20 protein-coding genes are annotated in these 24,639 nt (G+C 38.7%); 8 read left to right on the top strand and 12 right to left on the bottom strand.

The features are described 5' to 3' along the window. Window positions 1-43: 43 nt before the first annotated feature. Together Q0590_RS18750 and bamJ are read left to right on the top strand one after the other, a co-directional pair. A complete protein-coding gene (locus Q0590_RS18750) occupies window positions 44-1,012 on the top strand; it encodes a glycosyltransferase family 2 protein (RefSeq protein WP_302039124.1) in 969 nt (322 codons plus the stop codon). A 97-nt stretch (window positions 1,013-1,109) separates the two neighbouring features. Continuing rightward, entirely contained in the window at window positions 1,110-1,859 is a 750-nt protein-coding gene (bamJ, locus tag Q0590_RS18745; RefSeq protein WP_302039123.1) for a BamJ family beta-barrel-assembly machinery protein, read from the top strand. Between the two features lie 99 nt (window positions 1,860-1,958). Here bamJ and Q0590_RS18740 read toward each other — a convergent pair whose 3' ends face one another. Next, on the bottom strand, window positions 1,959-2,954 hold the full coding sequence (locus Q0590_RS18740) for a sugar phosphate nucleotidyltransferase (protein ID WP_302039122.1): 996 nt from the start codon (window positions 2,952-2,954) through the stop codon (window positions 1,959-1,961). 643 nt (window positions 2,955-3,597) lie between these two features. On the opposite strand from Q0590_RS18740, the gene Q0590_RS18735 reads away from it, so the two are divergent. From Q0590_RS18735 to Q0590_RS18720, 4 genes are all read left to right on the top strand, one after another. Next, on the top strand, window positions 3,598-4,203 hold the full coding sequence (locus tag Q0590_RS18735) for an Ezrin/radixin/moesin family protein (protein WP_302039121.1): 606 nt from the start codon (window positions 3,598-3,600) through the stop codon (window positions 4,201-4,203). 224 nt (window positions 4,204-4,427) lie between these two features. After that, window positions 4,428-5,333: an EboA domain-containing protein gene (locus tag Q0590_RS18730; protein WP_302039120.1), complete on the top strand. Its 906-nt coding sequence runs from the start codon at window positions 4,428-4,430 to the stop codon at window positions 5,331-5,333. 10 nt (window positions 5,334-5,343) lie between these two features. Further along, window positions 5,344-5,646, top strand: coding sequence for a 4Fe-4S dicluster domain-containing protein (locus Q0590_RS18725; RefSeq protein WP_302039119.1), 303 nt, complete (start codon window positions 5,344-5,346; stop codon window positions 5,644-5,646). 27 nt (window positions 5,647-5,673) lie between these two features. Beyond that, the gene (locus tag Q0590_RS18720; protein ID WP_302039118.1) at window positions 5,674-6,600 is read left to right on the top strand and encodes a TatD family hydrolase; all 927 of its coding nucleotides are present in this window, start codon (window positions 5,674-5,676) and stop codon (window positions 6,598-6,600) included. Between the two features lie 77 nt (window positions 6,601-6,677). Here the strand turns inward: Q0590_RS18720 and Q0590_RS18715 are convergent, their stop codons facing one another. The 4 genes from Q0590_RS18715 to Q0590_RS18700 all read right to left on the bottom strand — a co-directional run bounded on the left by Q0590_RS18715 (window position 6,678) and on the right by Q0590_RS18700 (window position 11,714). After that, window positions 6,678-7,334, bottom strand: coding sequence for a precorrin-2 dehydrogenase/sirohydrochlorin ferrochelatase family protein (locus Q0590_RS18715; protein WP_302039117.1), 657 nt, complete (start codon window positions 7,332-7,334; stop codon window positions 6,678-6,680). Between the two features lie 3 nt (window positions 7,335-7,337). Beyond that, on the bottom strand, window positions 7,338-8,120 hold the full coding sequence (gene cobA / locus Q0590_RS18710) for a uroporphyrinogen-III C-methyltransferase (protein WP_302039116.1): 783 nt from the start codon (window positions 8,118-8,120) through the stop codon (window positions 7,338-7,340). A 63-nt stretch (window positions 8,121-8,183) separates the two neighbouring features. After that, window positions 8,184-10,301, bottom strand: coding sequence for a ferredoxin-like domain-containing protein (locus tag Q0590_RS18705; RefSeq protein ID WP_302039115.1), 2,118 nt, complete (start codon window positions 10,299-10,301; stop codon window positions 8,184-8,186). Between the two features lie 342 nt (window positions 10,302-10,643). Beyond that, on the bottom strand, window positions 10,644-11,714 hold the full coding sequence (locus Q0590_RS18700; protein WP_302039114.1) for an NAD-dependent epimerase/dehydratase family protein: 1,071 nt from the start codon (window positions 11,712-11,714) through the stop codon (window positions 10,644-10,646). 319 nt (window positions 11,715-12,033) lie between these two features. On the opposite strand from Q0590_RS18700, the gene Q0590_RS18695 reads away from it, so the two are divergent. After that, window positions 12,034-12,354 (top strand): hypothetical protein, encoded by a 321-nt coding sequence (locus tag Q0590_RS18695; RefSeq protein ID WP_302039113.1) that lies wholly within the window; start codon window positions 12,034-12,036, stop codon window positions 12,352-12,354. A gap of 75 nt (window positions 12,355-12,429) precedes the next feature. On the opposite strand, the gene recN is transcribed toward Q0590_RS18695, so the two are convergent. From recN to Q0590_RS18675, 4 genes are all read right to left on the bottom strand, one after another. Beyond that, a complete protein-coding gene (gene recN, locus Q0590_RS18690) occupies window positions 12,430-14,082 on the bottom strand; it encodes a DNA repair protein RecN (RefSeq protein WP_302039112.1) in 1,653 nt (550 codons plus the stop codon). Window positions 14,083-14,153: 71 nt separating this feature from the next. Next, a complete protein-coding gene (wecB, locus tag Q0590_RS18685; protein WP_302039111.1) occupies window positions 14,154-15,245 on the bottom strand; it encodes a non-hydrolyzing UDP-N-acetylglucosamine 2-epimerase in 1,092 nt (363 codons plus the stop codon). Between the two features lie 5 nt (window positions 15,246-15,250). Continuing rightward, window positions 15,251-17,638, bottom strand: a complete 2,388-nt coding sequence (locus Q0590_RS18680) for a GumC family protein (protein WP_302039110.1) — start codon at window positions 17,636-17,638, stop codon at window positions 15,251-15,253. A gap of 16 nt (window positions 17,639-17,654) precedes the next feature. Continuing rightward, window positions 17,655-18,446 (bottom strand): polysaccharide biosynthesis/export family protein, encoded by a 792-nt coding sequence (locus Q0590_RS18675; RefSeq protein WP_302039109.1) that lies wholly within the window; start codon window positions 18,444-18,446, stop codon window positions 17,655-17,657. A gap of 343 nt (window positions 18,447-18,789) precedes the next feature. On the opposite strand from Q0590_RS18675, the gene Q0590_RS18670 reads away from it, so the two are divergent. Next, on the top strand, window positions 18,790-19,323 hold the full coding sequence (locus Q0590_RS18670) for a DUF4385 domain-containing protein (protein WP_302039108.1): 534 nt from the start codon (window positions 18,790-18,792) through the stop codon (window positions 19,321-19,323). A 52-nt stretch (window positions 19,324-19,375) separates the two neighbouring features. Here the strand turns inward: Q0590_RS18670 and Q0590_RS18665 are convergent, their stop codons facing one another. From Q0590_RS18665 to Q0590_RS18655, 3 genes are all read right to left on the bottom strand, one after another. Then, window positions 19,376-21,277 (bottom strand): amidophosphoribosyltransferase, encoded by a 1,902-nt coding sequence (locus Q0590_RS18665; RefSeq protein ID WP_302039107.1) that lies wholly within the window; start codon window positions 21,275-21,277, stop codon window positions 19,376-19,378. 71 nt (window positions 21,278-21,348) lie between these two features. Beyond that, a complete protein-coding gene (locus tag Q0590_RS18660) occupies window positions 21,349-22,869 on the bottom strand; it encodes an NADH-quinone oxidoreductase subunit N (RefSeq protein WP_302039106.1) in 1,521 nt (506 codons plus the stop codon). Window positions 22,870-22,893: 24 nt separating this feature from the next. Beyond that, window positions 22,894-24,627, bottom strand: coding sequence for a complex I subunit 4 family protein (locus tag Q0590_RS18655; protein WP_302039105.1), 1,734 nt, complete (start codon window positions 24,625-24,627; stop codon window positions 22,894-22,896). Window positions 24,628-24,639: the final 12 nt, after the last annotated feature.

The following is a 24,639-nucleotide window of genomic DNA, read 5'->3' as shown; positions in this document are numbered from 1 at the left end:
GCTTACCCACTTAAAGAATGAATCTTCTAATTTTGTACCTTTTATGCAGCAAAACCCGGATATTTCAGTTGTCATACCTGCCAAAGACGAAGCCGAGTCTTTGCCTGAGCTATGTATCTGGATTACCCGTGTAATGCAGGAGAATAAATTCAGCTACGAAGTAATAATTATTGACGATGGCAGCCAGGACGAATCGTGGAATGTTATCAGTTTTCTGTCCAATCAGAATCCGGCCATTAAGGGCATCCGTTTCAACAGGAATTATGGCAAATCGGCTGCCTTGGATGTTGGCTTTAAGGCTTCCATAGGCAAAGTAGTGATTACCATGGACGCTGATTTGCAGGACAGCCCGGATGAAATTCCAGAGTTGTTCAACATGATCACTAAACAAAAATATGATCTGGTATCCGGCTGGAAAAAGAAGCGTTACGATCCGGTTAGTAAAACTATTCCATCCAGGTTTTTTAATTCAGTAACCAGTCGGATTTCTGGCATAAAATTGCACGATTTTAACTGTGGGTTAAAAGCATACCAGCAAAAGGTAGTAAAAACCATTGATTTATATGGGGAAATGCACCGCTATATCCCCGTTATCGCTAAGTGGCAGGGATTTTCTAAAATTACTGAAAAAGAAGTGCAGCACCAGCCACGTAAATATGGAAAAACCAAATTTGGTTGGGAACGTTTTATTTTCGGATTTCTGGATCTGCTCTCTATAACCTTTGTGTCTAAATTCCGGAAAAGGCCAATGCATTTCTTTGGAAGTATGGGTAGTCTTTCTTTTGTGTTTGGCTTAGCAGTAGCTGTTGGGCTCGTATTGGATAAGGCCTATGCTATACATAATAAATTGCCATACCGGAATGCTACAGATCATCCGTTTTTTTACTTTGCTATTGTTGCCATTATCGTAGGCGTGCAATTGTTTCTGGCTGGTTTTTTAGCTGAACTCATTACTACCATGAATAATAAACGCACAGACGAATATTTGATTTCTGAAAAAGTAGGCTTATAAACCTGAAGAACCCCCCTCTAAAAAGTAGCATTTACTTAGGTTTGTTAACAAATAATATCTTAATTTTGCGGTTTCAATTAAACATAACTTCATCATAATGAGATTAAAAAATGTAGTATTTGCTCTTGTTGCAGGCATGTTCGCATTAAGTGCTTGTAATCTGCAAAAGAACAACAAAGGCTCGGCTTCCTTACAAAGTGAAAATGATTCGGTTAGTTATAGCCTTGGCGTATACTTTGGACAGACCATTAAAAGCCAGGGTTTAGATACGGTAAACACAGAAGTGCTGGCAAAAGCCATTGAAGATATTATGTCTGCACCGGCAGCTACTCCCGGCGATACAACCAAAAAAGGGAATGCCTTAATGAGTGCAGAGCAAGCAGGTATGTACCTGAGCAGTTATTTTCAGAATTTACAGACTAAAAAATCAGATAAAAACCTGAAAGAAGGTCAGAATTTTTTGGCCCAAAATAAATCCAAAGAAGGCGTAAAAACAACTGCCAGCGGTTTGCAATATAAAATATTGAAAGAGGGGAATGGCCCTTCTCCGGCTGCTAGCGATACAGTAGTTGCGCATTATACAGGTAAAACAATCGCTGGTAAAGTGTTTGATACCTCTCTTGATAATGGACAGCCGCTTGTGTATCCTGCCAATCAATTGATTCCAGGCTGGACTGAAGCGTTACAACTGATGAAAGTAGGCTCTAAATGGGAGTTATATATACCGGCTGAACTGGCATATGGCGAAAGAGGTGCAGGCCCGGATATTGGCCCTAATTCTACATTAATTTTTGAGATGGAATTGTTAGGCATTGGTACGCCAGACAGCTTAAAAGGTAGCAGATAAGGTATACATTAATCTCTAAGTACAAAGCAAACCGCCCCGGCAACTTAGTTGCCGGGGCGGTTTGCTTTGTAGATTCTAATTAAAAAGTACAAAAAAATTCTACCGGCTGAAGTTAATTTCTGTATTGTCTCCAATATTTAGGCTCTGGCTCAAACCTTTTAGCGAAGAATCGTTGCCAATAATTGAATCGTGCAGCACGACATTAGATAATTCACTGTACGAACCAATAATAGAATTATTAATGATAGATGCTTGTATATTGGTATTATCTCCAATAGCTACATGAGGCCCGATAATAGAGTTATTAACCAGGCAATTATTTCCAATACTAACAGGCGGTATAATAATTGTCTCTGGAAAATCTTGTATAGGTCGATTAGGTTCCATCCTTCCTAACAATATGGCGTTTGCTTCCAGAAGGGTTTGCTTCTTACCACAGTCATACCAGTTATTTACCTGAATGGTTGTCATTTTTTCACCCTCTTCAATCATCTTCATTAAAGCATCGGTTAGGTGGTAGTCATTTTGCGTTTTTATCTGATGATCGATTAAATACTGTAAGGTAGCAATCAACAAAGCCGGATTTACAATCTTATAGATACCCACCAGCGCCAGATTGGATTTAGGTATTTTTGGCTTCTCTACAAGCCTTTTTATCAATCCCTGCCCATCAACTTCTGCTATACCAAACAGCCATGGCGTGCTTACCTTCATCACCCCTAACACACTGTTTTTCGACTGAACCAATGCTTGTATATCTACATTAACAATGGTGTCGCCTAGAACAATTAGTACGGCTTCTTCCTGCTCAATAAAAGGTTTTGTTAGCCATATGGCATGTCCCAGACCTTCCCGGGGCTCTTGTATTACAAACTCTACTTTAATATCTGTATAGGTGGTATGGATAAACTTCTCAATTTTATCTCCTAAATAACCTACCACTAACACAAACTCACGAATGCCACCTTCAAGCAGGCCATCAATTATATGTGCTAGAATAGGTTTGCCGGCTACCGGCACCAAGGCTTTAGGTTGTGTATGGGTATGCGGCCTCAGCTTAGAGCCTACACCTGCTACCGGAATTATTGCTTTCATGTCCAAAAATCTTTATGCATCTACTTTCCTGAGTAAGCATACAGAACGAATAATTGTCCGTTACTCAGGAAGAACTTTAATTAGGCTGCCTTTACAAAATACAGGTAGTATATATGCTCCTACAGGTACTATAACGAATTCCTTTTAAGTAATCAATGTACTAATGTTTGCATTAATATTTAAACAATACGCAGAAAAAGGGATATTAATTTTCTTTGTTTTAGAGTTGCTATTATGCCCATAAGTTGTTAATTTTTCGCTATCGTTCCAGCTGATAGAAGACTTATCCACAAGTCATTTTTTAAATACATTGCTAATTTGTTCATTATCAGAGGCCTGTAAATATTTTTTATAGGTTGTGGATAAGTATTTGCTTTTTGTGGATAATTTTCTATTGATTTCTACTCCTCCGTTTTTTATGTATATCTACGCATGGGGCCCGTTACTTTCGGAAGTAACCCTACATTACTTTCAATTCCTATGCTGCGTATGATTTAGCAGGAAATAAAGAGAACACTGTACTTGCAAGCCGGTATTTTTACTGCATAAGTAATACTTGGTAATAAGCGTATTATCAAATAGGGTCTTGCTAGTTAACACAGGTGTGTTTTGTTTCCAGTAAAATAAATGATGTAAAATACTTATGAAAAACGTACTAATTCTTTTAACGCTTTGCCTGTGTGTATGCTTTCTGTCAAACAGCAGCTATGCACAAAAGCGGAAGAAAACCAAAGAAGATAAAGCCATAGAGAAGGAATGGAAAAAGAAAGCAAAAAGCCTTGATCCTTTAGAATACAAAAGTATGATGGAAGAGCAAGCTAAGCTAAAGGCCGAATCTAGTGAGTTAAATGCGCAGTTGCTTGGTGTGGAAGAAAGAATTAGCTATAAAGACACTGAAATTAGCCGTTTGCAGGCAGAATTGAAAGAGCTGCAAGCGAAGATGGCTGAAGAACAATCCTCTAACATTACCGGAAAAAAAGTAAGTGCCAAAGGGGTTGTATTTAAAGTGCAAATTGGTGCTTTCAGAAACAAAGACTTAACCAAGTACTTTGAGAATAACCAGAATTTTAGTGGCGATGTTGACCAGGATGGCGTAAAAAAATATACAATCGGGTATTTTGGCGATTATTGGGAGGCTGACACATTTAAAAAATATTTACGGGCTATGGGAGTAAAAGATGCTTGGATTGTCCCATATAAAGATGGTACCCGGGTAAACATTAAAGATGTATTAGAAGGAGCCATATAATATAAATAATAGCCAAAATATTGATTACAGCAATTACTTACTAAATAAATACAGGTGTTAAACATGAGCAACGTATATTTATACGTTGCTTTTTTATTTGCTGACTCATGCAGAATTTCGATGGAACGTTGTGTGGGATGGCTGCATACATTTTTGTGTTTACATATGAATTTCCCCCTTTATTTTATAACTTTCCAGCTTTAACTATAAAACATTTTTAAGATATGCCGGATATTACTTATCAGGCGGATATAGGCTCCGCTAAGGAAATCTTATACAATTGGATAGCAAAAAATACCTCAGAAAAAACCATTGAATGGATCAGGCAAAAGCAGGAGCTACTCAGGCAAGAGTCGGATTTAAGCCGCAATTTCTTTCTTACTTTCGGAATGGTTCCCCGGTATACAGGAAAGGATTTAATTAAACTCGATAAGAATGACCTAGAGATTGCCTACTATCTTCGCAATGGTTTAACACCTACCGGATGGACAACAGACCAGGTGGCAAGAATCCTTCTGGTGCTTTCGCTGCCATATGAAAACAAAGAGCAATTTTTAAACATATTATCCCAGTTGTTTGCTACAGCTGATGTAGGAGAGCAAACTGCTTTATATCTGGGTTTATCTTTATTTCCTTATCCCGAAGACTTTAAAAGCCGGGCATCTGAGGGTATTCGCACCAACATGACGGTGGTATTCAATGCCATTGCCCTGGATAATCCCTATCCTGCTGAATACATGGACGAAGCCGCATGGAATCAAATGGTATTGAAAGCCATTTTTGTAGGAAGTCCGCTACACCGCATTCAGGGGTTAGACAAACGTGCGAACGTTGCCCTGGCTAATACATTGTCAGACTTTGCACATGAACGGTGGGCTGCCAAACGACCTGTACCTGTAGAGTTATGGCGGCCAGTGGGACCCTTTATCAACGAACAGATATTGCCTGATATCAAAGCCCTTTTTGCATCAGGAGACACAATGCAACAAACAGCGGCTGCCCTGGCTTGTACACAAAGTACTTTTCCAGAAGCAAAAAACTTATTAGACAGCTATCCTGATTTAAAACAGAAAATAGAAAGTGGCGAATTAACCTGGGACAGCTTCAGTAAACAAATACCGGTACAATAAATTCTATAGTATGTCTATAAAAGATACAGCTGCATGTAAACCAGAAGCCGGAAAACTTGTTCCTGTAGTCAACCTTTCCAAATGTGAAGGAAAAAAAGATTGCGTAGACGTTTGTCCGTATGATGTATTTGAAATGCAAGCTATTTCAGATGAGGCGTATCGTACACTAAACTTAGTAGGTAAGCTGAAGACATTTGTTCATGGCAGGCAAAAAGCTTTTGCTGTACGGGCAGAGGTTTGCCATGCCTGTGGCCTATGTGTAACGGCTTGCCCAGAGAAAGCCATAAAATTGGTAAAAGCACCTAGTATATAATAGTATTGAATTTTAAAATCTGATAGTATGAATACCATAAAAGATATGATGTTTATAGATCCGCATGTGCATATGACCTCCCGGACAACGGACGATTATGATGCCATGCGTAAAGCAGGAATTGTTGCCATTATTGAACCTGCTTTCTGGCTTGGCCAGGCCCGTACAGAAGCCGGTAGTTTTAAAGATTATTATAGCAGTCTGGTAGGGTGGGAGCGGTTCCGGGCAAGTCAGTTTGGGATCAGGCATTACTGCACCATCGGCTTAAACTCAAAAGAATCAAACAATGAACCTTTAGCCGAGCAGGTAATGGAATTGCTTCCGTTGTTTGCTAGTAAAGAGGGGGTGGTGGGAATAGGTGAAATTGGCTACGACGACCAGACTGCCGCAGAAGATAAGTATTACCGGCTACAACTCGAACTGGCCAAAGAACTGGATCTGCCTGTACAGATTCATACGCCACACCGGGATAAGAAAAAAGGAACTACCCGCAGTATGGATGTGTGCATAGAACACAACCTAGACCCAACTAAAGTGATTGTAGATCATAACAATGAAGAAACAGTAGAGGAAGTATTAAACAGAGGTTTCTGGGCGGCTTTTACTATTTATCCCCGAACAAAAATGGGGAACGAACGGATGGCTGAACTTGTAAAAAAGTATGGTCCTGAACGTATTATGGTGAATAGTGCGGCCGATTGGGGAATTAGTGATCCATTGGCTGTACCCAAAACCGCTGCTTTAATGCTAGAGAAAGGTATACCTCTGGAGCATATCCGGGCAGTCTGTTATAGCAATGCATTGGCTGCTTTTGGCCAAAGCGGGCAGATGAAGGAAGCGGACTGGCTAACCCCTGTTACCATCGACCAGAGCCGGAAATTCAGTGGAAGTACCATTCTCAGAGGCGGACAAGAGCCCAAAGTAGAGACCCGTGATTCGAATATAATTGAATAGACGCTATCACAGAAAAGCCTGTCAATTTTGGCAGGCTTTTCTGTGAAATATAGGATGATTGTTAAAGTCTATTCTAGCTATTTAGTATCCGGCGTGAGGTTCTCAGATTCCTTTATTGTAGGTGGAGACGGTGCCTTTTCTTGTTGAGATAAAAAAGATGAGGTGATTTCATTCAACCGATTCACTTTCTCTTCAAAAGCTCCCCCTAGTTGATTGCGGATATTCGTTAAATTATCGAGCAGCAGTTGTGTACTATCTGGTAAATGTTCTTCAAAGAACTGGCGCATACGTTTGGCAAGGGTCGGAGATTTACCATTGGTAGAAATGGCTATTTTTAAGTCACCTTTTTTTACAATAGAACCAAGGTAGAAGTCACACAGATCAGGAGTATCCGCAATATTGGCTAGTACTTTTCGCTTTTTCGCTTCTTGTTTCACATACGCATTTAAGGCACGGTCGCTGGTGGCAGCTATCACAATGTCTTTTCCATCCAGATCAGTTTCCAAAAAGGCTCTCTCTACTAATGTTACATTCGGATATTCTTTAACAAATTCCTTTATTTCCTCTGAAATAATTATCCCTACTAAGGTAACATGGGTTGCCGGACTATTTTTCAGCACCGCACTCATTTTTTCCATGCCAATGAATCCGCCTCCCACAACAAGCAGGTTTAACTCTTCCAACTTAAGAAATACCGGAAAAAGTAAATTGCCTTCTCTTTCAGCTTCCTGCATGAATTAGCGGTTTTGTATAAGGTCTTTGAAATGCTGTTTGCTTATTTCTAGTAAATATTCTGGGTGCTCTTTTACTACATCTCCAATAACTATAATAGCCGGAGAGCCTACAGCCTGATCCAGAGCAACATCTACAATGGTATCAATGGTACCTAAGGCAATTTTTTCATCTGGTAATGATCCGTTCTGAATAACGGCTACAGCCTGTTGACCTTTGTTATATTTTTGATATAAGGCACAAATTTGCCTTAATTGATGCACACCCATTAAAATAATAGCCGTGGCATTAGATTGTGCAGCTAATTCTATGTCTGCCGATACTTCCCCTTTCTTGGTAGTGCCAGTCAAAACCCAGAAACTTTCACTGATTCCCCGGCTGGTCAGCGGGATTTGCTGCAATTCAGGTACAGCTATTGAACTAGAAATACCTGGTATTACAGATGTTTCAATATTATGAGCCCGGGCATACATAATTTCCTCATGTCCCCTGCCAAATACAAAAGAATCGCCACCTTTCAATCGTACGACATGGCCATATGTTAATGCCGAGTCTACAATTAGCTGATTAATCTGCTCCTGCGTATACGAATGATTTTCAAATCTTTTCCCTACGAATATGGCTGGCGTATCTACCGGGATGTATTCTAGCAGTTCTTTATTCACTAATGCATCATAAAGCACGATATCGGCTTTTTGCAAGGCTTTTATCCCTTTTAACGTAATTAAATCAGCATCCCCAGGTCCGGCGCCCACAAGGGTTACTTTAGGTTTTATATTATTTTTCATTAATGTATCTTAGTGGATTATACAACACTACCCGATAAGTGTTAGAGCTTATCGGGTAGTTTATTACGCTGCGTTTGTTTCTTGCTCCTGCAACTGCTGGCGTTTAACTGTAATTTGCTGATAGAAATCTATCGCATCCTGCAAATATTTCTTAGCAAAAGCCTCACTTGGTTCATTGGAATTTATCTGACCAACAAATGTTTTAAAATCTGTTGCTAAAGAGATTATGCCGTTCTGAATAACCTGTTTATCAAAGTCATTGATAATGCCATGATGCGTATTGCAAGCTATATCCTGCGTTAATAGGAAAGCTTTGGCTGTACTGATAATGGCACTGTAGCTATGATAGATGGAATCGGCATATATTTTAGATTCCAAGGCTTCAGCAGCCCAGCTCAGTTTTTCTTCTGTTTCGTAAAATAAAGTAGCTACTAAGTCAATCATCACCCCCGCGCATTCTCCTACACCAATAGCGGTTTCAAATTTTTCATTGTGGCCCCAGTCTACAAAGTCAGATTCTACTAGTTTCTCAGTACTGGCTAAAGGTTTTAATAGCTGATAATAATAGTCTTTGCCTTTACGTGCGTAATAGTTGTTGAAGTATTCACCCTCTACTGCATTATCTTCAAAGTCGTTCAGAATGTAACGCACCACATCCGGACCACGCTTGCTAGGAACTTTTATTACCTTATCGGCCACTAAACCGGCGCCATCGCCCTTTGTGCCTCCACCAATCATTACTTGCAGCGCAGGCAACACATTTGGCCCCTTTTTTATTGAACTTCCGTGGAAACCGATATTGGCAATGCTGTGTTGGCCGCAGGCATTCATACAGCCACTTATTTTTATTTTTATGTCAGAGTTATATACTAAATCCGGGTACTCCGCTTCAATTACCCGCTCTAGTTCTTTAGCTATTCCAGTACTGCTGGAAATAGCCAGGTTACAGGTATCGGTTCCTGGGCAGGCGGTAACATCTGCCGTACTGTCGAATCCTGGATCTGCTAAGCCGATTTTGTCCAATTCAGTAAATACCACTGGCAATGCTTCTTTGCGGATAAATTTTAACATTAATCCTTGGTTCATGGTTACCCGGATGTCGTCGGCAGCATAAGCTTGTACAATAGGTGTAAGCTTACGGGCAATCTCCGTTTCCATATCGCCTAGTAATATTTTAATATTCACCGCATAAAACCCTTTCTGCTTTTGTTCAAAGACATTGGTTTTCAGCCATGTTTCATATTTAGCTTTGTCCTGAATTGCTACCGCCGGAATTTCTCTTTCTATAGGCGGAACAGGTTGTGATAATATATCCCGGTTTATTTTATAGGTTTTGCTTTTTAAGGCTAAACGTTCTTTATCTACCAGTTCTAAAAATGTATCGAAGCCAATTTCTTCGATAAGGAATTTCAAGCGGGCTTTGTGGCGGCGATTGCGTTCGCCATAGCGGTCAAAAACCCGAATGACTCCTTCGGCAAAAGGAATTATCTGATCTTCTTCTAAAAATTCATAAGCTAGTTGAGCTAAGTAAGGCTGTGCGCCCAATCCACCACCTACTACTACTTTAAACCCTCGTACTTCCTGACCGTCTACCTGTTTTACTTTCGGTATAAACCCAATGTCGTGGATGTAGCTTAATGATTCATCTTCTTCGCTGGAAGAGAAGGATATCTTAAACTTACGGCCCATTTCCTGGCAAACCGGATTTCTCAAGAAATACTGAAACATTTCATGAGCATAGGGAGAAATATCAAAAGGCTCTTTGGGATCTATACCTGCTTTGTATGTACCTGTTATGTTCCGTACTGTATTTCCGCAAGCTTCCCGGATGGTAATGTCATCTAGGGAAAGTTTTCCCCAAAGTTCCGGCGTTCTATCCAGGCTAACAAAATGGATCTGAATATCCTGGCGGGTTGTTAAGTGCAAATTACCTGTAGCATATTCATCAGAAACATCTGCAATGCGCAACAACTGTTTTACAGTAAGTCTGCCAAAAGGAAGCTTGATCCGAATCATCTGTACACCAGGTTGCCGCTGGCCATATATTCCACGGGCCAAACGCAGGCTGCGGAATTTGTCTGGATGAATAACGCCTTCTTTAAACAATCTAATCTGTTTTTCCAGATTAAGAATGTCTTTGGAGACTACAGGGTTTTCTAATTCTGTTCTAAAGCTTTCCATATAGATTTAGTAGAGATTTGGCTTAAATTTTTATCTCAGAAGAATATTCTGAGTCAATCATTAAAAATAGTATATAAACAAGAAAGGTCTTTCTAAAAAAAGACCCTTTAAACAATCTATGTATAGCTAGATAATAAAAAGCCTTTTTTTTAGCCCATACAACAACAAGCACCATACATAATTGGGCCGGATGATTTAGCAAGCAAAGAGACTTTGTTATTATTCATATGTACTAGTTTTATATTCTGCAAGTTCTGTATTAAATTCTTTAAATACAAATCTTATAGTTGCAATTTGATACTGATTATATCTCTGTTTATACTATAAAAAGTTGTTACAAATTTATTTTAAAACAGTTTCCAATTGGTGCTTATAATCTTTGATCCAGTTATAAATATCCTCTACTATTTGTTCAACCGTGTATTGAGGTTGCCAGCCGGTGACTTTTGTAACTTTTGAATGATCAGTTATATAAATCCGTATATCTGCCTGCCGGTTCTCTTTCACCTGATCTACCGGAATTTTGTTACCAGTAATAGCTTGAGCAAAACCAGTTAATTCCAATAAAGAGACACTTACCTGTTCGCCGCCTCCTACATTAAATATTTCCCCATTAATCAAATGAAAATTATGTAATTGATAATCTATCAACTGAAGAAGGTCGGCAATATGTAGAACATCTCTTACCTGTTTCCCCGTTCCCTCATAACCCAAATAAGCAAGTTTTTGTTTCCAGAAATGCTTAGCCATCCACAAAACTACTACTCCCTGATCTACTTTACCCATCTGCCAAGGGCCTGTAAGAACTCCACAGCGGTTAATCACGGTAGGTAAATTATAAAAATGATTATACTCTTGAATAAGTAGTTCTGAAGCTAGTTTGGTAGCTCCGTATAGGGACCGGTATCCGTCCAAAGGGAAATTTTCATTAATCCCCAGGCTGGAAATACCAGGTAACTGTTGCTTATTTGCTAGAGCAAAACGTGTATTCTGTTCAATATAGGCAATTTCTTCGATTTTCTTTATAGGATATACCCGGCTGGTAGACAGAAAAATGAATCCGGCTTTGCATTTTTTTGCAAAATTAAGGCAGTTGATAGTGCCCACCAGATTGGTATTGATTAAATAATCAGGAGTGCCATCCATTCCAGCTAATATAGATGGTTCAGCAGAAGCTTCAATCACAAAATCGATATCCTGCGGAAAACTTTCGAAATCCTCTTTGTTGCGAATATCCCCATGTACAAAAATTACCCCGTTATCAGCTAATCTATGCAAATTCAAATGGGCGCCTTTCCGCTTTAAGTTATCCAGTGCATATATCTGATAAGAACTATACGTTGTTTTTAAGTAGATAGCTAAAGATGAACCAACAAAACCGGCCCCTCCAGTAATGACTATTTTTTTTGACATGCTAGTTTGATTTATTGTTGAACTGCCAGAATGCTTAAAAGCAAAACAACAACAAACCTACTATTTTTAATGGAGAGATAATATCAAATTTACAAGTCTTAATAAATCAGCAGTATTCGTTTATCTAATTTATACGAAAGTGAAGTCCTATTTCTTAGAAAATATCCTGTATTAAAACAGAATCCTCTAGAATATATGATACACGTTGGAAATAATGCTATCTGTAATTACAGTAGAAATTATATATTAGAATATATCAAAAATTTTTACAAAAATGCTCTTCTTTATAGTTATATTTACTCTATCAAGCAATAACCTTATGGCAAGTGAATTAGTAGCACAATTAAGAAAAATTCGTGATAGAGTAAATGACTTATCTATAGATGATGAACGGGCAAAAGAATTTGAAAACCTGCTCGGCCAATCCATTGATATTATTAATAAAATGAGTAATCCAAAAGATGATTTTTTTGAAGGAAGAAGGCGTATTGCTTTACAAGGATTACAGAACGATTCAGCCAAACATTTAAAAGGGTACTGGGACAATATTGCCAAAATTGAAAAAATATCGGAGTTTAGCCGAGCCAGAAATAATGCTAATTTGATGCTCAGTAGCATTTTGGCTACTTTTAAAAGTTAACTGCCGGTTGATATAAGTGAACAGTCAACTTTACTATTTCAGCAAAATTGAATGATACCTACTAAATTGGTTAGTTTAATATTCTAAAAACTCCTTGGCATTCCGGATGGCACTTGCAGATGGAGGTTCTCCACCAATAATTCTGGCTATTTCGTTAATGCGGCCTTGCTGTGTTAATCGCTTTATTCTGGTAATAGTCCGGTCTGTAGAAGTGTCTTTGTATACAAAATAATGTGCTTCTCCACGGGAGGCAATCTGGTGTAGGTGTGTAATCACAATCACTTGATGGTTATGCGCCATATCTTTCAGCATTTTTCCCATTTTTATCGCAATCTCTCCGGAAACGCCGGTATCAATTTCGTCGAAAATAATGGTTGGCAAAGAGGTTTTGCTAGCTAAAATGTATTTTACACACAACATAAGTCTTGAAAATTCGCCGCCGGAAGCTACATTTTTAAGTTCCTGGGGTTTTACCCCTTTATTTGCCGTGAAAAGAAAATGAATTTCATCTATGCCGTCTGCACCAGGTTTAATTTCCTGATGGGTGATTTTTACAGAAGCATTGGGCATGCCTAACTCAGCAAGCAATTGTTTCAAGTCCTGCTCAATACCAGGAATAGCCTCTTGACGTAATCTGGATAATTTCTGAGCCGTTTGCAGCATTTCCTGATAACTTTTTTCTGCTTCGATTCTGGCTTGCTCAATTTCTTCGTCTAAATTCAGAACTTTGCTTACTTTAGCTGCCAACTCGGCTTGTATAGAAAGCAACTCCTCCACCGTTTTTACCTGATGCTTTTGCTGTAAAGAGTAAATCGTGCTAAGCCGGTCCTGTAGTTGATCCACTTTGGCAGGATCGACTTCCACGTTCATTTCTTCCCTCTCTATTTCAGAGACTATATCCTTTAGTTCAATTAAGCAGCTTTCTGTCCGTTCCCGTAGAATTTCATAGGGTTTAGATAAATTACTTATTTGACCCAGATTGCTCATGGCGGACCGTAAACCCTCAATAGCCGAAAATTCGGCATTGGAGAGATATTCTAAGGCAGCATTCAGTTTTATCTTTACCTCTTCGGCATTTTCCAATAAATTTAATTCTTCTTCCACGCGCTCCTGTTCATCCCTTTCCAACTTTGCTTCACTTAATTCGGTCAGTAGGAAACTATGGTAATCTAGCTCTTTTTTAGCGGAAGATGCATTATCGCGCAGGTTGCGATAGATATCTTCTTTTTTGCGGAATTGCTTATATAGATTTTTGTATTGTTGAATCAGCTTTTGATTTCCGGCAAAATTATCTACAATGCTGAGTTGGAAAATGTTAGACCCAAGTAGTAAAGTGTCGTGCTGAGAATGGATGTCCATCAATTGCGAACCTATCTTTTTTAATGTCTCCAGATTTACAGGCGTATCATTAATAAAAGCTCTGGATTTACCACTTGGACTAATTTCCCGTCTGATAATACAGGTATCGTCATAATCTAGCTCTTCCTCTTCAAAAAAAGACTTCAATTTATAAACTGATACATCAAAATTTCCCTCTATTACACATTTTTCATCGGTATCAAACAAAGCTTTGTTATCTGCCCGGTTTCCTAACATCAAGCCAATAGCGCCCAGCATAATAGATTTACCAGCACCAGTTTCCCCGGTAATAATATTTAGTTCTTTATCGGGTTTTAGCTCTAGGTGCTCTATTAAAGCATAGTTTTTTATTAATAAGTGCGTAAGCATATGCGTAGATGTGCTAATAAATAAATATGCCAATGTTTAACGAATTACCGAATAAAATATCAGCTTATTTTCTATAATTTACTTAATACCTCAAAAATTCTCTCTGTCGCCTTGCCATCCCACAAAGGTGGAATAGCACACGTCTTATAGGTGTTACTGAAAATTTGTTCAACAGTTGCTTTAATTTTATCCAGGTCAAAGTTGAGAAGCGTATTCGAACCAATACTTACTGTGCAAGGCCGCTCTGTATTGGGTCTTAGCGTAATACAAGGTATCTGCCGGAAAGTAGTCTCCTCTTGTATGCCGCCACTATCGGTAATGACAAACAGGGAATGTAAAATCAAGTTTTGAAAATCTAAATACCCGGCAGGGTCCATTAAAATAAGGTTTTTATTCGCAGATAACTTATTCTGGAGGTCAAATTCTTTTATCTTATTGAATGTACGCGGATGAATAGGGAAAACCAACCGGATGCGCTGCGTTAAGTAATCGATTACTTCAATAATTTTCAATAATCCTTCTTTCGTATCTACATTACCAGGCCGGTGCATTGTCATTAATGCATAGGAGGCTGGTTTCAGTTGCAGATTATGTAAGATAGGCGATGCTTTAATGTGCTCATCATAGGCTACCAAGGTATCTATCATAGTGTTTCCTACAAGGAAAATCTGCTCTGGCAATTTATTTTCGTTTGTTAGATTTTCTACACCGCTTTGTTCGGTTACAAAGAAAATATCTGTAATAGAGTCGGTAATAATCCGGTTTATTTCTTCAGGCATACTCCTGTCAAAACTGCGCAGGCCACTTTCCAAATGTGCTAAGCGAATATTCATCTTGTTGGCTACTAAGGCTGCAGCCAGAGTAGAATTTACATCGCCTACTACTATCATTAAGTCGGGTTTATAGCTTTGTACCGTTTGCTCAATACCTTGCATAATATTTACAAGTTGAGACACGACTGTGCTGGCATTTATCTTTAAGACAAAATCGGGTTGTTTAAGCTGTAATTCAGAAAAAAAAACATCACTCATATTCTGGCTATAATGTTGGCCAGTATGAAGCAGGCTGTGTTCTATGCTTAAATATTTCTGGCTTTCGTGAGTAAAACGGGTGATTTTAATAATATTTGGTCTGGTACCAACAACGGTTAATATTTTTTGCATAGTAATTACTGTCTGTTAAATAGGTTACGCACCCTGCTTATTAGGGAAGTTTTTTTGTTTTCTTCATCATAGTATCCATATCCATAACCTCCATAATGATAGCCTCCATAATAACCCCCATAATTGCTTCCAATACGTAAATCATTCAAGACAATGGCCAGATTCTTAATTGTGTTATCTGTATACAATTTGTTTACTGTCTCAATATATTCTCTCTTCGATTTTCGTTGCCTAAGTATGAATATATTAATATCTGCATATTGCATAGCAAGTAAGGCATCTGTTACAAGTCCTACTGGCGGGGTGTCAATAATAATATAGTCATATTTGGTACGAAGTTCATTTATTAAATTCTTCATCCGTTCACTCATAATCAACTCTGAAGGATTTGGGGGAACAGGCCCGGAAGGTAATACATCCAGATTAGCAATTTTGGTCTTAAAAGTAACCTCTTCGGCGCTTGCTTTACCTATTAATATTTTGCTAATCCCGGCTTCAGAGGGCACATCAAAGTCCTCATGAATTTTAGGCTTTCTCAAGTCTAATCCCATCAACAATACTTTCTTATCTGACATAGCCAAAATAGCAGCCATGTTAACCGAAAAAAATGTTTTACCTTCTCCACTAATAGTAGAGGTGACTACTACTACTTTACTGCTAGACTCTGATGACAAATATTGCAGGTTTGTACGAATAGACCGAAAAGCTTCTGCTACTGCAGATTTAGGTTTTAAAGGAACCACCAAGCTACTGCCATTAGTCTGGTGTGCATGGTTGATGGTGCCTAACACTGGAACCTGTGTTAGTTTTTCAACCTGTGAACGGTCTGCTATTGTATCATTTAAAAAATCTTTAATAAAAATAAAACTTAAAGACGCCGAGATGCTTAAAAATATGCCGATAATGTAGGCCATATTTTTCTTAGGCTTAATTTGCCATCCACCTTCTGCATAATCAAGTACGACAATATCGGCTACCGCAGCAGCTTTGGCTATTCCATATCGTTCTTTCTGCTGAAGAAGCAGCAGATAGATATTCTCATTCAGTGAACGGTTTCGTTCTATTCCCAGAAATTGCCTTTCCGTAGAAGGTATCTGTGCTAGCTTTTTTTCAAATTTATTTAACGTAGAATTTATAGTTTGTAGATTATTAATAAGTGCATCGCGGAAACTGTAGATATTTTTAACAACTTCCTGGCGAGTAATTTCAATTTTTTTATCAAGCTGTTTTACAAGAATATGCGCAGCTCGGCTGTTAATTAATAAATTTTTCTTTTGCAATTCCAGCTTATTTAATTCTGCTAACGTGCTACTAAGTAAGGGGTCCTGGGCACCAATATTAGAAGTAGAAATAAGACTTGCATCTTTTCCTTGGGTTATATGATTTTCTAGCGAATCCAGGGACTTCATAGTAATTTCAATCTCTAACCGCCTATTATCAAAGCTTGAAAAGCGTTGTAAAGCAAAATCAGCACTTAAATTTGTGATCCCTGTTTTCTTTTTAAATGATTCTATATTCTGTTCTGATAAATTTAAACTATCTTTTACAAGCACTAATTGCTCATTGATAAAGTCAATAGTATTATTTGCTATTTTAGTTTTTTCATCTTTTGTCCATGCAGCATATACATTAATAAGGGTATTTACAAAATCTGTAGCTCTGTCCGCTACATCATCTGTTACAGAAATAACCAAAATAGACGTACTCTCACTAGCTCTGTAAACATTCACTTTGCCTCTATACATTCCTGGGAGGCTTGTTGGATAATGTATCGTAAAAGAATATCCATTTTCATGCTCTGCAAGCATCTGACCTTGTGGGTTAGCTACTAAGTGAAATACACCAAATTTATTTTTAAACTTCTCATTAATCTTGTGTACAGAAGTTTTATTTTCTTTATTCTCTTCAAAACCAAACTCAAACTGATTATTTCCGATGAATTTAATTTCAAAGTTTCTTCCATAAACTCCCGGATAAAGTGTATCGTATTTAATCAAAAAAGGAGTTTGTTTATACAAGTCTGTTATTTTAAATCTTCCTTTTGCATAGTAAGAAACTTCCAAAGGGAAAGGCATTTTTTGTACAGCTCTTTCTACAATTAATCTGGATTTGATAATCTCAATTTCAGTTGAGAGGTTCTTTTGTGATTTAAATAGATCTAAACCTTGGAGCTGAACAGCATCAGGGCCCAAAGAGTTAGAAGATTCATCTTTGACAATAATACTTCCTGCGGCTGTATAGACGGGCTGTGTATATCGGTTATAGACATAAGCACATGCAATGGCTAGTAAACTTAGTATTACTATCAAAAGCCAGTTATTGATGATAAGCCGTAAAATTCGCTTAAAATCAATATCTTGGTTTTCATAGTTTGGAGAAGTATGGGGCATCATAAGTTATAACAAATCCTTAAAATCTCTGATAAATAGTGAAAGCTAAAACTACAATAGAAGCAATACTACTTCCAAATCCTATGACCTGGAGAGCACTTTGAAATTGCTTTCTTCGCAAAGGTTCAACATATATCACATCATTAGGTTGAAGCCTGGATAGTATTGGCTGAACAAGATCCGGTTTTGTTAAATCTAATTGATATACAGTGGTAAGTTTAGTTTCTCGATCAGTTCTATATAATTTAATGGTTTTCCTGTTGCTGTACTGCGTCATGTCACCAGACTTTGCCAGCAATTCAGTAATAGTCATAAATTCATTATCTGCTTGATATATACCTGGACTGCCTATTTCACCAATAACTGTTACGGGAAATGATAACGTTTTCACGTTCACATACATGAAGGTTGAATCTGTGATATAGACTGAAAGCCTTGATTTAATTGTGTCTGCAGCTTGAGGCAGGGTAAGCCCGGAAAGTTTGATCTTTCCTAAATAAGGTAGCTCAATCTGGCCTTGTTTATCCACCAGTAAACCTCTATCAATCGGCCTACCTCCTCCTGCAGCTAAGGTTGAAGGCTTAAAGGCAGCAAATATTGCGTCATCTACTCCATCAATTTGTACACCTAATATATCAGTGGGGCCAATAATGTATTCATAATCCTGACTACCATAGATAGGCACAGAATCTAACGTGCCCTGGTTTCTTGCTCCTTGAAAATAAACTATATTCTTTTGAGGGATACAACTAATACTGGTAAAAGAAAAAAAGATGAATAATATATGTAAGGTATTGATTTTTAGTCTCATATAAGAGCAGGAATAGCATAGTCTACCAAATAACTTCTGGTAATACATGAAGTAGCGTTAAGTTTTAAATGTTAGCAGATAGTAAACAATCCTTTTGAGTCAATAGGTAAACGCTAAACAGTGCAAGTTATGACAAATTGGATGCATAAATAAATATGCAAATTTAGAATAAAAAGGGGAATAAAAGAATGTATTAGATAGCTGCTTGATGTATATTTTGGTCAAACGAGCTTTTAGTATCAAATTCATTCGTTCACAGAACCAGTATTACACTTGATAGAGCAAAGCAACAAATTGAATTAAGTGATGCATCATGCAAGTATATTCGTCCGTATAGGGCACTATGGCTATCAGAAACACAAAAAAAGAGAAGCGATTGCCTTCCTATTACTCAAAAGAGTTAACAGAAATCGATTTCAGAAAGCACCCTGAATTATACCGTGTTGGCAAAGGTGAACAAGGCGTATTAATGGTTGAACCCTATAAGTCAGAAATACTGCCTTACTGGAAATTTAAAGATCCGGAGGCGGCCATGACTTCCTCTGAAAAAATATATGATCTATTTATTGAATACCTTACTCAGAATGATTTTGTAGGGGCTGATATTGCCCGTAAGTTTCTGCAGATGGGATATACCCGTGCCCGCCGCTATGCCAATCACAAATCTGGCAGAAAATATGCAAAAAATCCACAGAAAGAGGAGACCTCACAGGGAGAAAAAGAAGCCAGAACCAAGTACTTATTACCTAATGAAGAAGATCCTGTAAAAGCAGCTGCAGCTGCCATATTTAAGCAAAAATGGAAATCAGCTAAAGAAAATAGTTACTATCAGGAATTGATGGAAAACCACAAAAAGAACCATGAACAGCAAACGTAAAAAGCCTACTAAATGATAGCAGGCTTTTTACTCTATGAATTATACTAGATAATTAAAAGATCTCGTAAGCCCTGCCTACTTTACCCTCCATAAAGTTTAGAAATGCTTTGTTTACCACACCATTACCCCCTGGTGTTGGATAATCTCCTGTAAAATACCAGTCTCCGCTATGATTGGGGCAAGCTTTATGTAAGTTATCCACAGTTTGGAAAATAACTTCTAATTCTGCTTTTAAGTCTTTTGGCCGGACTATCTGCGCAATTTTGTCTGAAATTTGTTCATCCGTAAATGGAGTGTACAAAGCTTTAGCAAAATTTTCCTCTTTCTCCCGGCCTGATATAATTGCATTTTTAGTTTTAGTTAACACATCGTCCAGAATGTTTTCTGTTTTCCGTTCTTTTAATAAAGCCAGCATAGCCCGGAAAGCTACGAACTCTTTCATCCGGGACATATCAATGCCATAACAATCCGGGAAGCGAATTTGCGGGGCAGAGGAGACAATGATAATTTTCTTGGGTTCTAAACGATCCAGCATCCGCAAAATGCTTTTCTCTAATGTCGTACCTCTTACAATAGAATCATCTATCAACACCAAGGTGTCTACCCCTTTTTTGATTACTTCATACGTAGTATCGTATACATGAGCAACTAAATCGTCGCGGTGTGCATCGTCTGTGATGAAGGTACGTAGTTTGGCATCTTTAATAACTAATTTCTCTACTCTTGGGCGGAAAGAAAGAATTTTATCCAACTCACTGCTGGAAACTGTTCCTTCCAATATAGCTTGTTTGCGTTGCTGAACCAGGAAATCCTGTAAACCCTCTACCATTCCTAAGAATGCCGTTTCGGCTGTATTCGGAATATAGGAAAACACTGTGTTCTCCAGGTCATACTCAATAGCTTCCAATACTTGTGGTACTAATAAGCGACCTAAGGCTTTACGTTCGTTATAAATATTGGGGTCAGACCCGCGGGAGAAATAGATTCGTTCAAAACTGCAGGAGCGTTTCTCGATTGGTTCGATAAACTTATGCTCTCCATAGTTTCCATTCTTATCTACAATTAAAGCATGTCCGGGGGTTATCTCCTTAATCTGATCGTAATCTACATTAAAAGTAGTTTTGATTGCTGGCTTTTCTGAGGCAATAACTACTACTTCATCATCTGCATAATAATAAGCGGGTCGGATACCAGCAGGGTCCCGGGCCACAAAAGAGGCTCCATGACCCATGATGCCTGCCATAGCATAACCCCCATCAAAATCGCGACATGAGCGGCGCAGAACACGAGGAATGTCCATCTTGTCCTCAATTACATGCGACATTTCCTCATTGGTATACTGATCTTTATATAAATCAAACAGCCGTTGATTCTCTTCATCCAGAAAGTGGCCGATTTTCTCCATTACGGTAACGGTATCCACTTTTTCTTTGGGATGTTGGCCTAACGAAATCAGTTTATTAAATAACTCGTCTACATTGGTCATATTGAAATTGCCGGCGACTACCAGATTCCGGCTACGCCAGTTATTTTGCCTGAGCATCGGATGGCAATTTTCCACACTGTTCATTCCATGCGTACCATACCGCAGATGGCCCAGTAATACCTCCCCGGTAAAAGCTACATTCTCTTTCAGCCAGTCAGCATCAGTAACTTTGTGTTTATGATGCTTTACGGCTTTTTTGTATTTCTTATTTATTTTATCGAAAATATCAGTGATGGGCTGTGTATCTATGGAACGGTAGCGGCTGATATACCTGGTACCCGGTTTAGCACCAATTTTAATTACCGCTACGCCAGCACCATCTTGTCCACGATTGTGTTGTTTCTCCATCAGCAGGTATAGTTTTTTAACGCCATACAGCGGCGTACCATATTTCTCAATATAATAACTATATGGCTTACGAAGACGAATCATTGCGATTCCACATTCGTGCTTTATTGCATCACTCATATATAGTAGATTAGAATTTTATAGTGTAGAAGATGTTGTTCAAATTACAAAATATATTTTACCAGGAAAAGCTAATTAATACTTGCCGCTGTAATTATATTCATGAGCCAGTCTGCTTTAAAGAAAAACAGAAAAACCGCGACTATCAGAAAAACAAGCAATAGTACAGTATACATACCTAAATTTATTGTATTCAGTTCCTTTCCACTCCGGAAAAACATATAATAGGGTATACGCAAATAATAAAACAAAGCCACTACTACATTAAATAAACCTACGACAAAAAGCAAAAGTACCAAATTATCTCCAGTACTCTGGTAATCCTGCCACAGAGCCGAAAAGATAAAAAGTTTAGCAGTAAAACCAGCTGTTGGCGGTAACCCGGTAAGTGCGATCATCACTATCAGAAAAGCCACTCCCAGGAATTGATTCTGTATCCCCAATCCTTTGTAATCTTCTATTTCCTCCGTTTGCCTTTGCTGATAGATGGCATCTATTAATAAGAACGCCGCAAAGTTCATAAACAGATAGACAACTAAATAGAACAGCACACTTTGCCAGCCTAATTCATTTACTGCCAGTAAGCCGGCTAACATAAATCCTGCATGAGCAATAGAGGAATAGGCTAGCATCCGTTTGGCATTTTTTTGCCATAAGGCAGAGAAGTTACCAACAATTAGTGTAAGAATGGCAATGGCTATTAAAATAGCTCTTATCGGTGAAAAATGTTCGCTACCTATTTGGTCCGGATAGAGTAACCAGGTAGAGAGTAAGAAGCGCAGCAAAACAGCAAAGCCTGCTGCTTTAGGAGCTACTGAAAAAAAAGCCACAACCGGCGTAGGCGCTGATTCATATACATCCGGAGCCCATATGTGGAAAGGAGCAGCCGCAATTTTGAAAAGTAGCCCTCCAACAGTAAGAAACACAGCCAGCAGAACAGGCAGGGAGTGAACAGCCAGTAATTCGGTTATAAAAGTAGTTCCTTCTTGTAAAGACAACGAAAGAGTGCCGGTAAACCCATACAGCAGCGACATGCCATAGAGCATAATACCAGAACTCATGGCACCAAAAAGTAAATATTTCAGGCCACCTTCAGATCCTTTTTTATTATGTTTAAAAGTAGCTAGAATGTAGGAGGAAATGGAAACCAGTTCAACGGATAAATAAATCATCAGCAGGTTAGCCGCCATGGCCATCAGATGCAATCCCAGCGTTATGGCTACCAATAAGGACACATACTCTCCGCTTTTCAGATAAGAACGTTCATCAGATTCTTTGTGATTGTGTAAAGAGAGTAGCAGGGTAAGTACAGCGGCAACAAGAAAAATACCTTTAAACAGAATAGCTGTTTTATCTACGACAATCATTCCCAAAAAAAGCGAAATAGGAGAGGGAAGTTGATTCCATTGTTGGTAAGTAAGCACACCAACGAAAACTAAACCTGCCAGGGCAATATATACCGTTGGCTTTTGCTCTTTATTATAGAAAATCAAGTCAACTATAATCAGTACTACAAACAGCGCAGCCAGGCTAACTTCTGGTAAAAAACCAGATAGACTTTGGAGTAGTTGATTTAACTTGTCGGATAACAATTATAAATAGGGTTGATTCTTAAATTACTTTACTAGTTGGGTATCAAAATTTATATCTTTTGCCTGCTGCACGAAATCTACAAAATACCCCACCGATTGAGCCATAGGTTCAAAGAGCAGGAATGGAAAAATGCCAAACACTACGCCTAATATGGCCAGAGATACCAGCATCAGTTTTTCCCTACCATCCAGATCAGTTAATTGAACTTGCCAGCTTTCGCCTCCTTGTGTCCAGAATTTGCCGAAAAACATGCGTTGTAGTGTCCATAGAAAATAGGCGGCCCCCAATACTAAACCCAACATGCCTATTATGGCCATCCACTTGGCTATATAATTGGATTTAAAAGCACCAATTAGCGTAAATAGCTCCCCAATAAAGCCGGAGAAGCCTGGCAAACCCAAAGAGGCAAAAAAAGCAATAATGACCACAGACGTATACACCGGCATTTTGGAAGCCAGACCCCGGTAATTTTCAATTTGCTTATCATGCGTGCGGTCGTACAGCACACCCACAATCAGGAACAATAAGGCTGATAAAATTCCATGACTGAACAGCTGAAAAATAGCTCCACTGATACCTTCAGCTGTAAGAGAGGCCAGACCCAGCAACACAAAGCCCATATGTGAAACCGAAGAGTACGCAATCATCCGTTTCAAATCGTGTGAAGCCAGGGCATTACAAGCCCCATAGACTATAGAAATTACTCCAAGCAGAGCTACCAGCCAGGCATAATGAAGGGCACCTTCCGGAAAAATGGAGTAAGCTATGCGGATAAATCCATAGCCCCCTATTTTTAGCAGAATCCCCGCCAGCAGCACGGAAATAGGCGTAGGAGCCTCTACGTGTGCATCGGGTAACCAGGTATGCAAGGGAACTACCGGAAGTTTCACCGCAAAACCAATAAAAATGCAGAGAAATGCTACTAATGAAGGCGATATGCCAAACAGTAATACATCAGATGCTTTGTGTAGAAAGGAACCAGGAATGTAGTTTGCTGCATCCATCATAGCCACCACATCAAACGTATGGACAAGTTCATTCGTGCTTGATATGCCACCTGTAGCTAACCCTTGTTGTACTTGTTTAACCAGAACTGAAGTTACCTGACTTCTTTCACTGGCTAATCCCATTTCTATGGCTGTTTCTACCGGGTCAATTACGGATATATATAGCCCGATCATGACGATGAGAATAAAAATAGAACCAACCAAGGTATAAAGGAAGAATTTGATAGCAGCATATTCCCGGCGAATGCCTCCCCATATACCAATCAGGAAATACATAGGTAAGAGCATGAATTCAAAAAACAGGTAAAAAAGGAAAAAGTCCAGGGCAACAAAACAACCAATGATTGTACTGCTTAGCAATAAGTATAGAGAAAAATACCCTTTATGCTTTGTTTGAATATTCCATGAGGAAATAGCCCCAATCACCAATACAATAGCAGAAAGCAATACCAATAATATACTTAAGCCATCTACTCCTACATAATAATCTATTGAAAGTTTTCCGAGACTGCCTAGTTGCAGGCTAATCCAGTCGGTACGTTCAACAAACTGAAAACTATCTGGATTGCTCACGCCTGTCAGGGCCGGATTGAAGTGGAGATACACTACCATTGCCAGCAGCAGCTGAATAAGATTTACTGAAAGCGTAATAAATTTAAAATAGGTGGTTTTTTCTTCTGGAATGAATAGAATGAAAACTGATGCGGCAAGCGGTATAAAAATGAGCAAGGAAAGCAGATATTGCGTCATTAGTGGGTGAAG

The organism is Rhodocytophaga aerolata (assembly GCF_030503435.1).
In the GTDB taxonomy this organism is placed as follows: Bacteria; Bacteroidota; Bacteroidia; order Cytophagales; family 172606-1; genus Rhodocytophaga; species Rhodocytophaga aerolata.
Note: the sequence above shows the minus strand (reverse complement) of the source record. Positions and strands in the feature narration are given on the sequence as shown.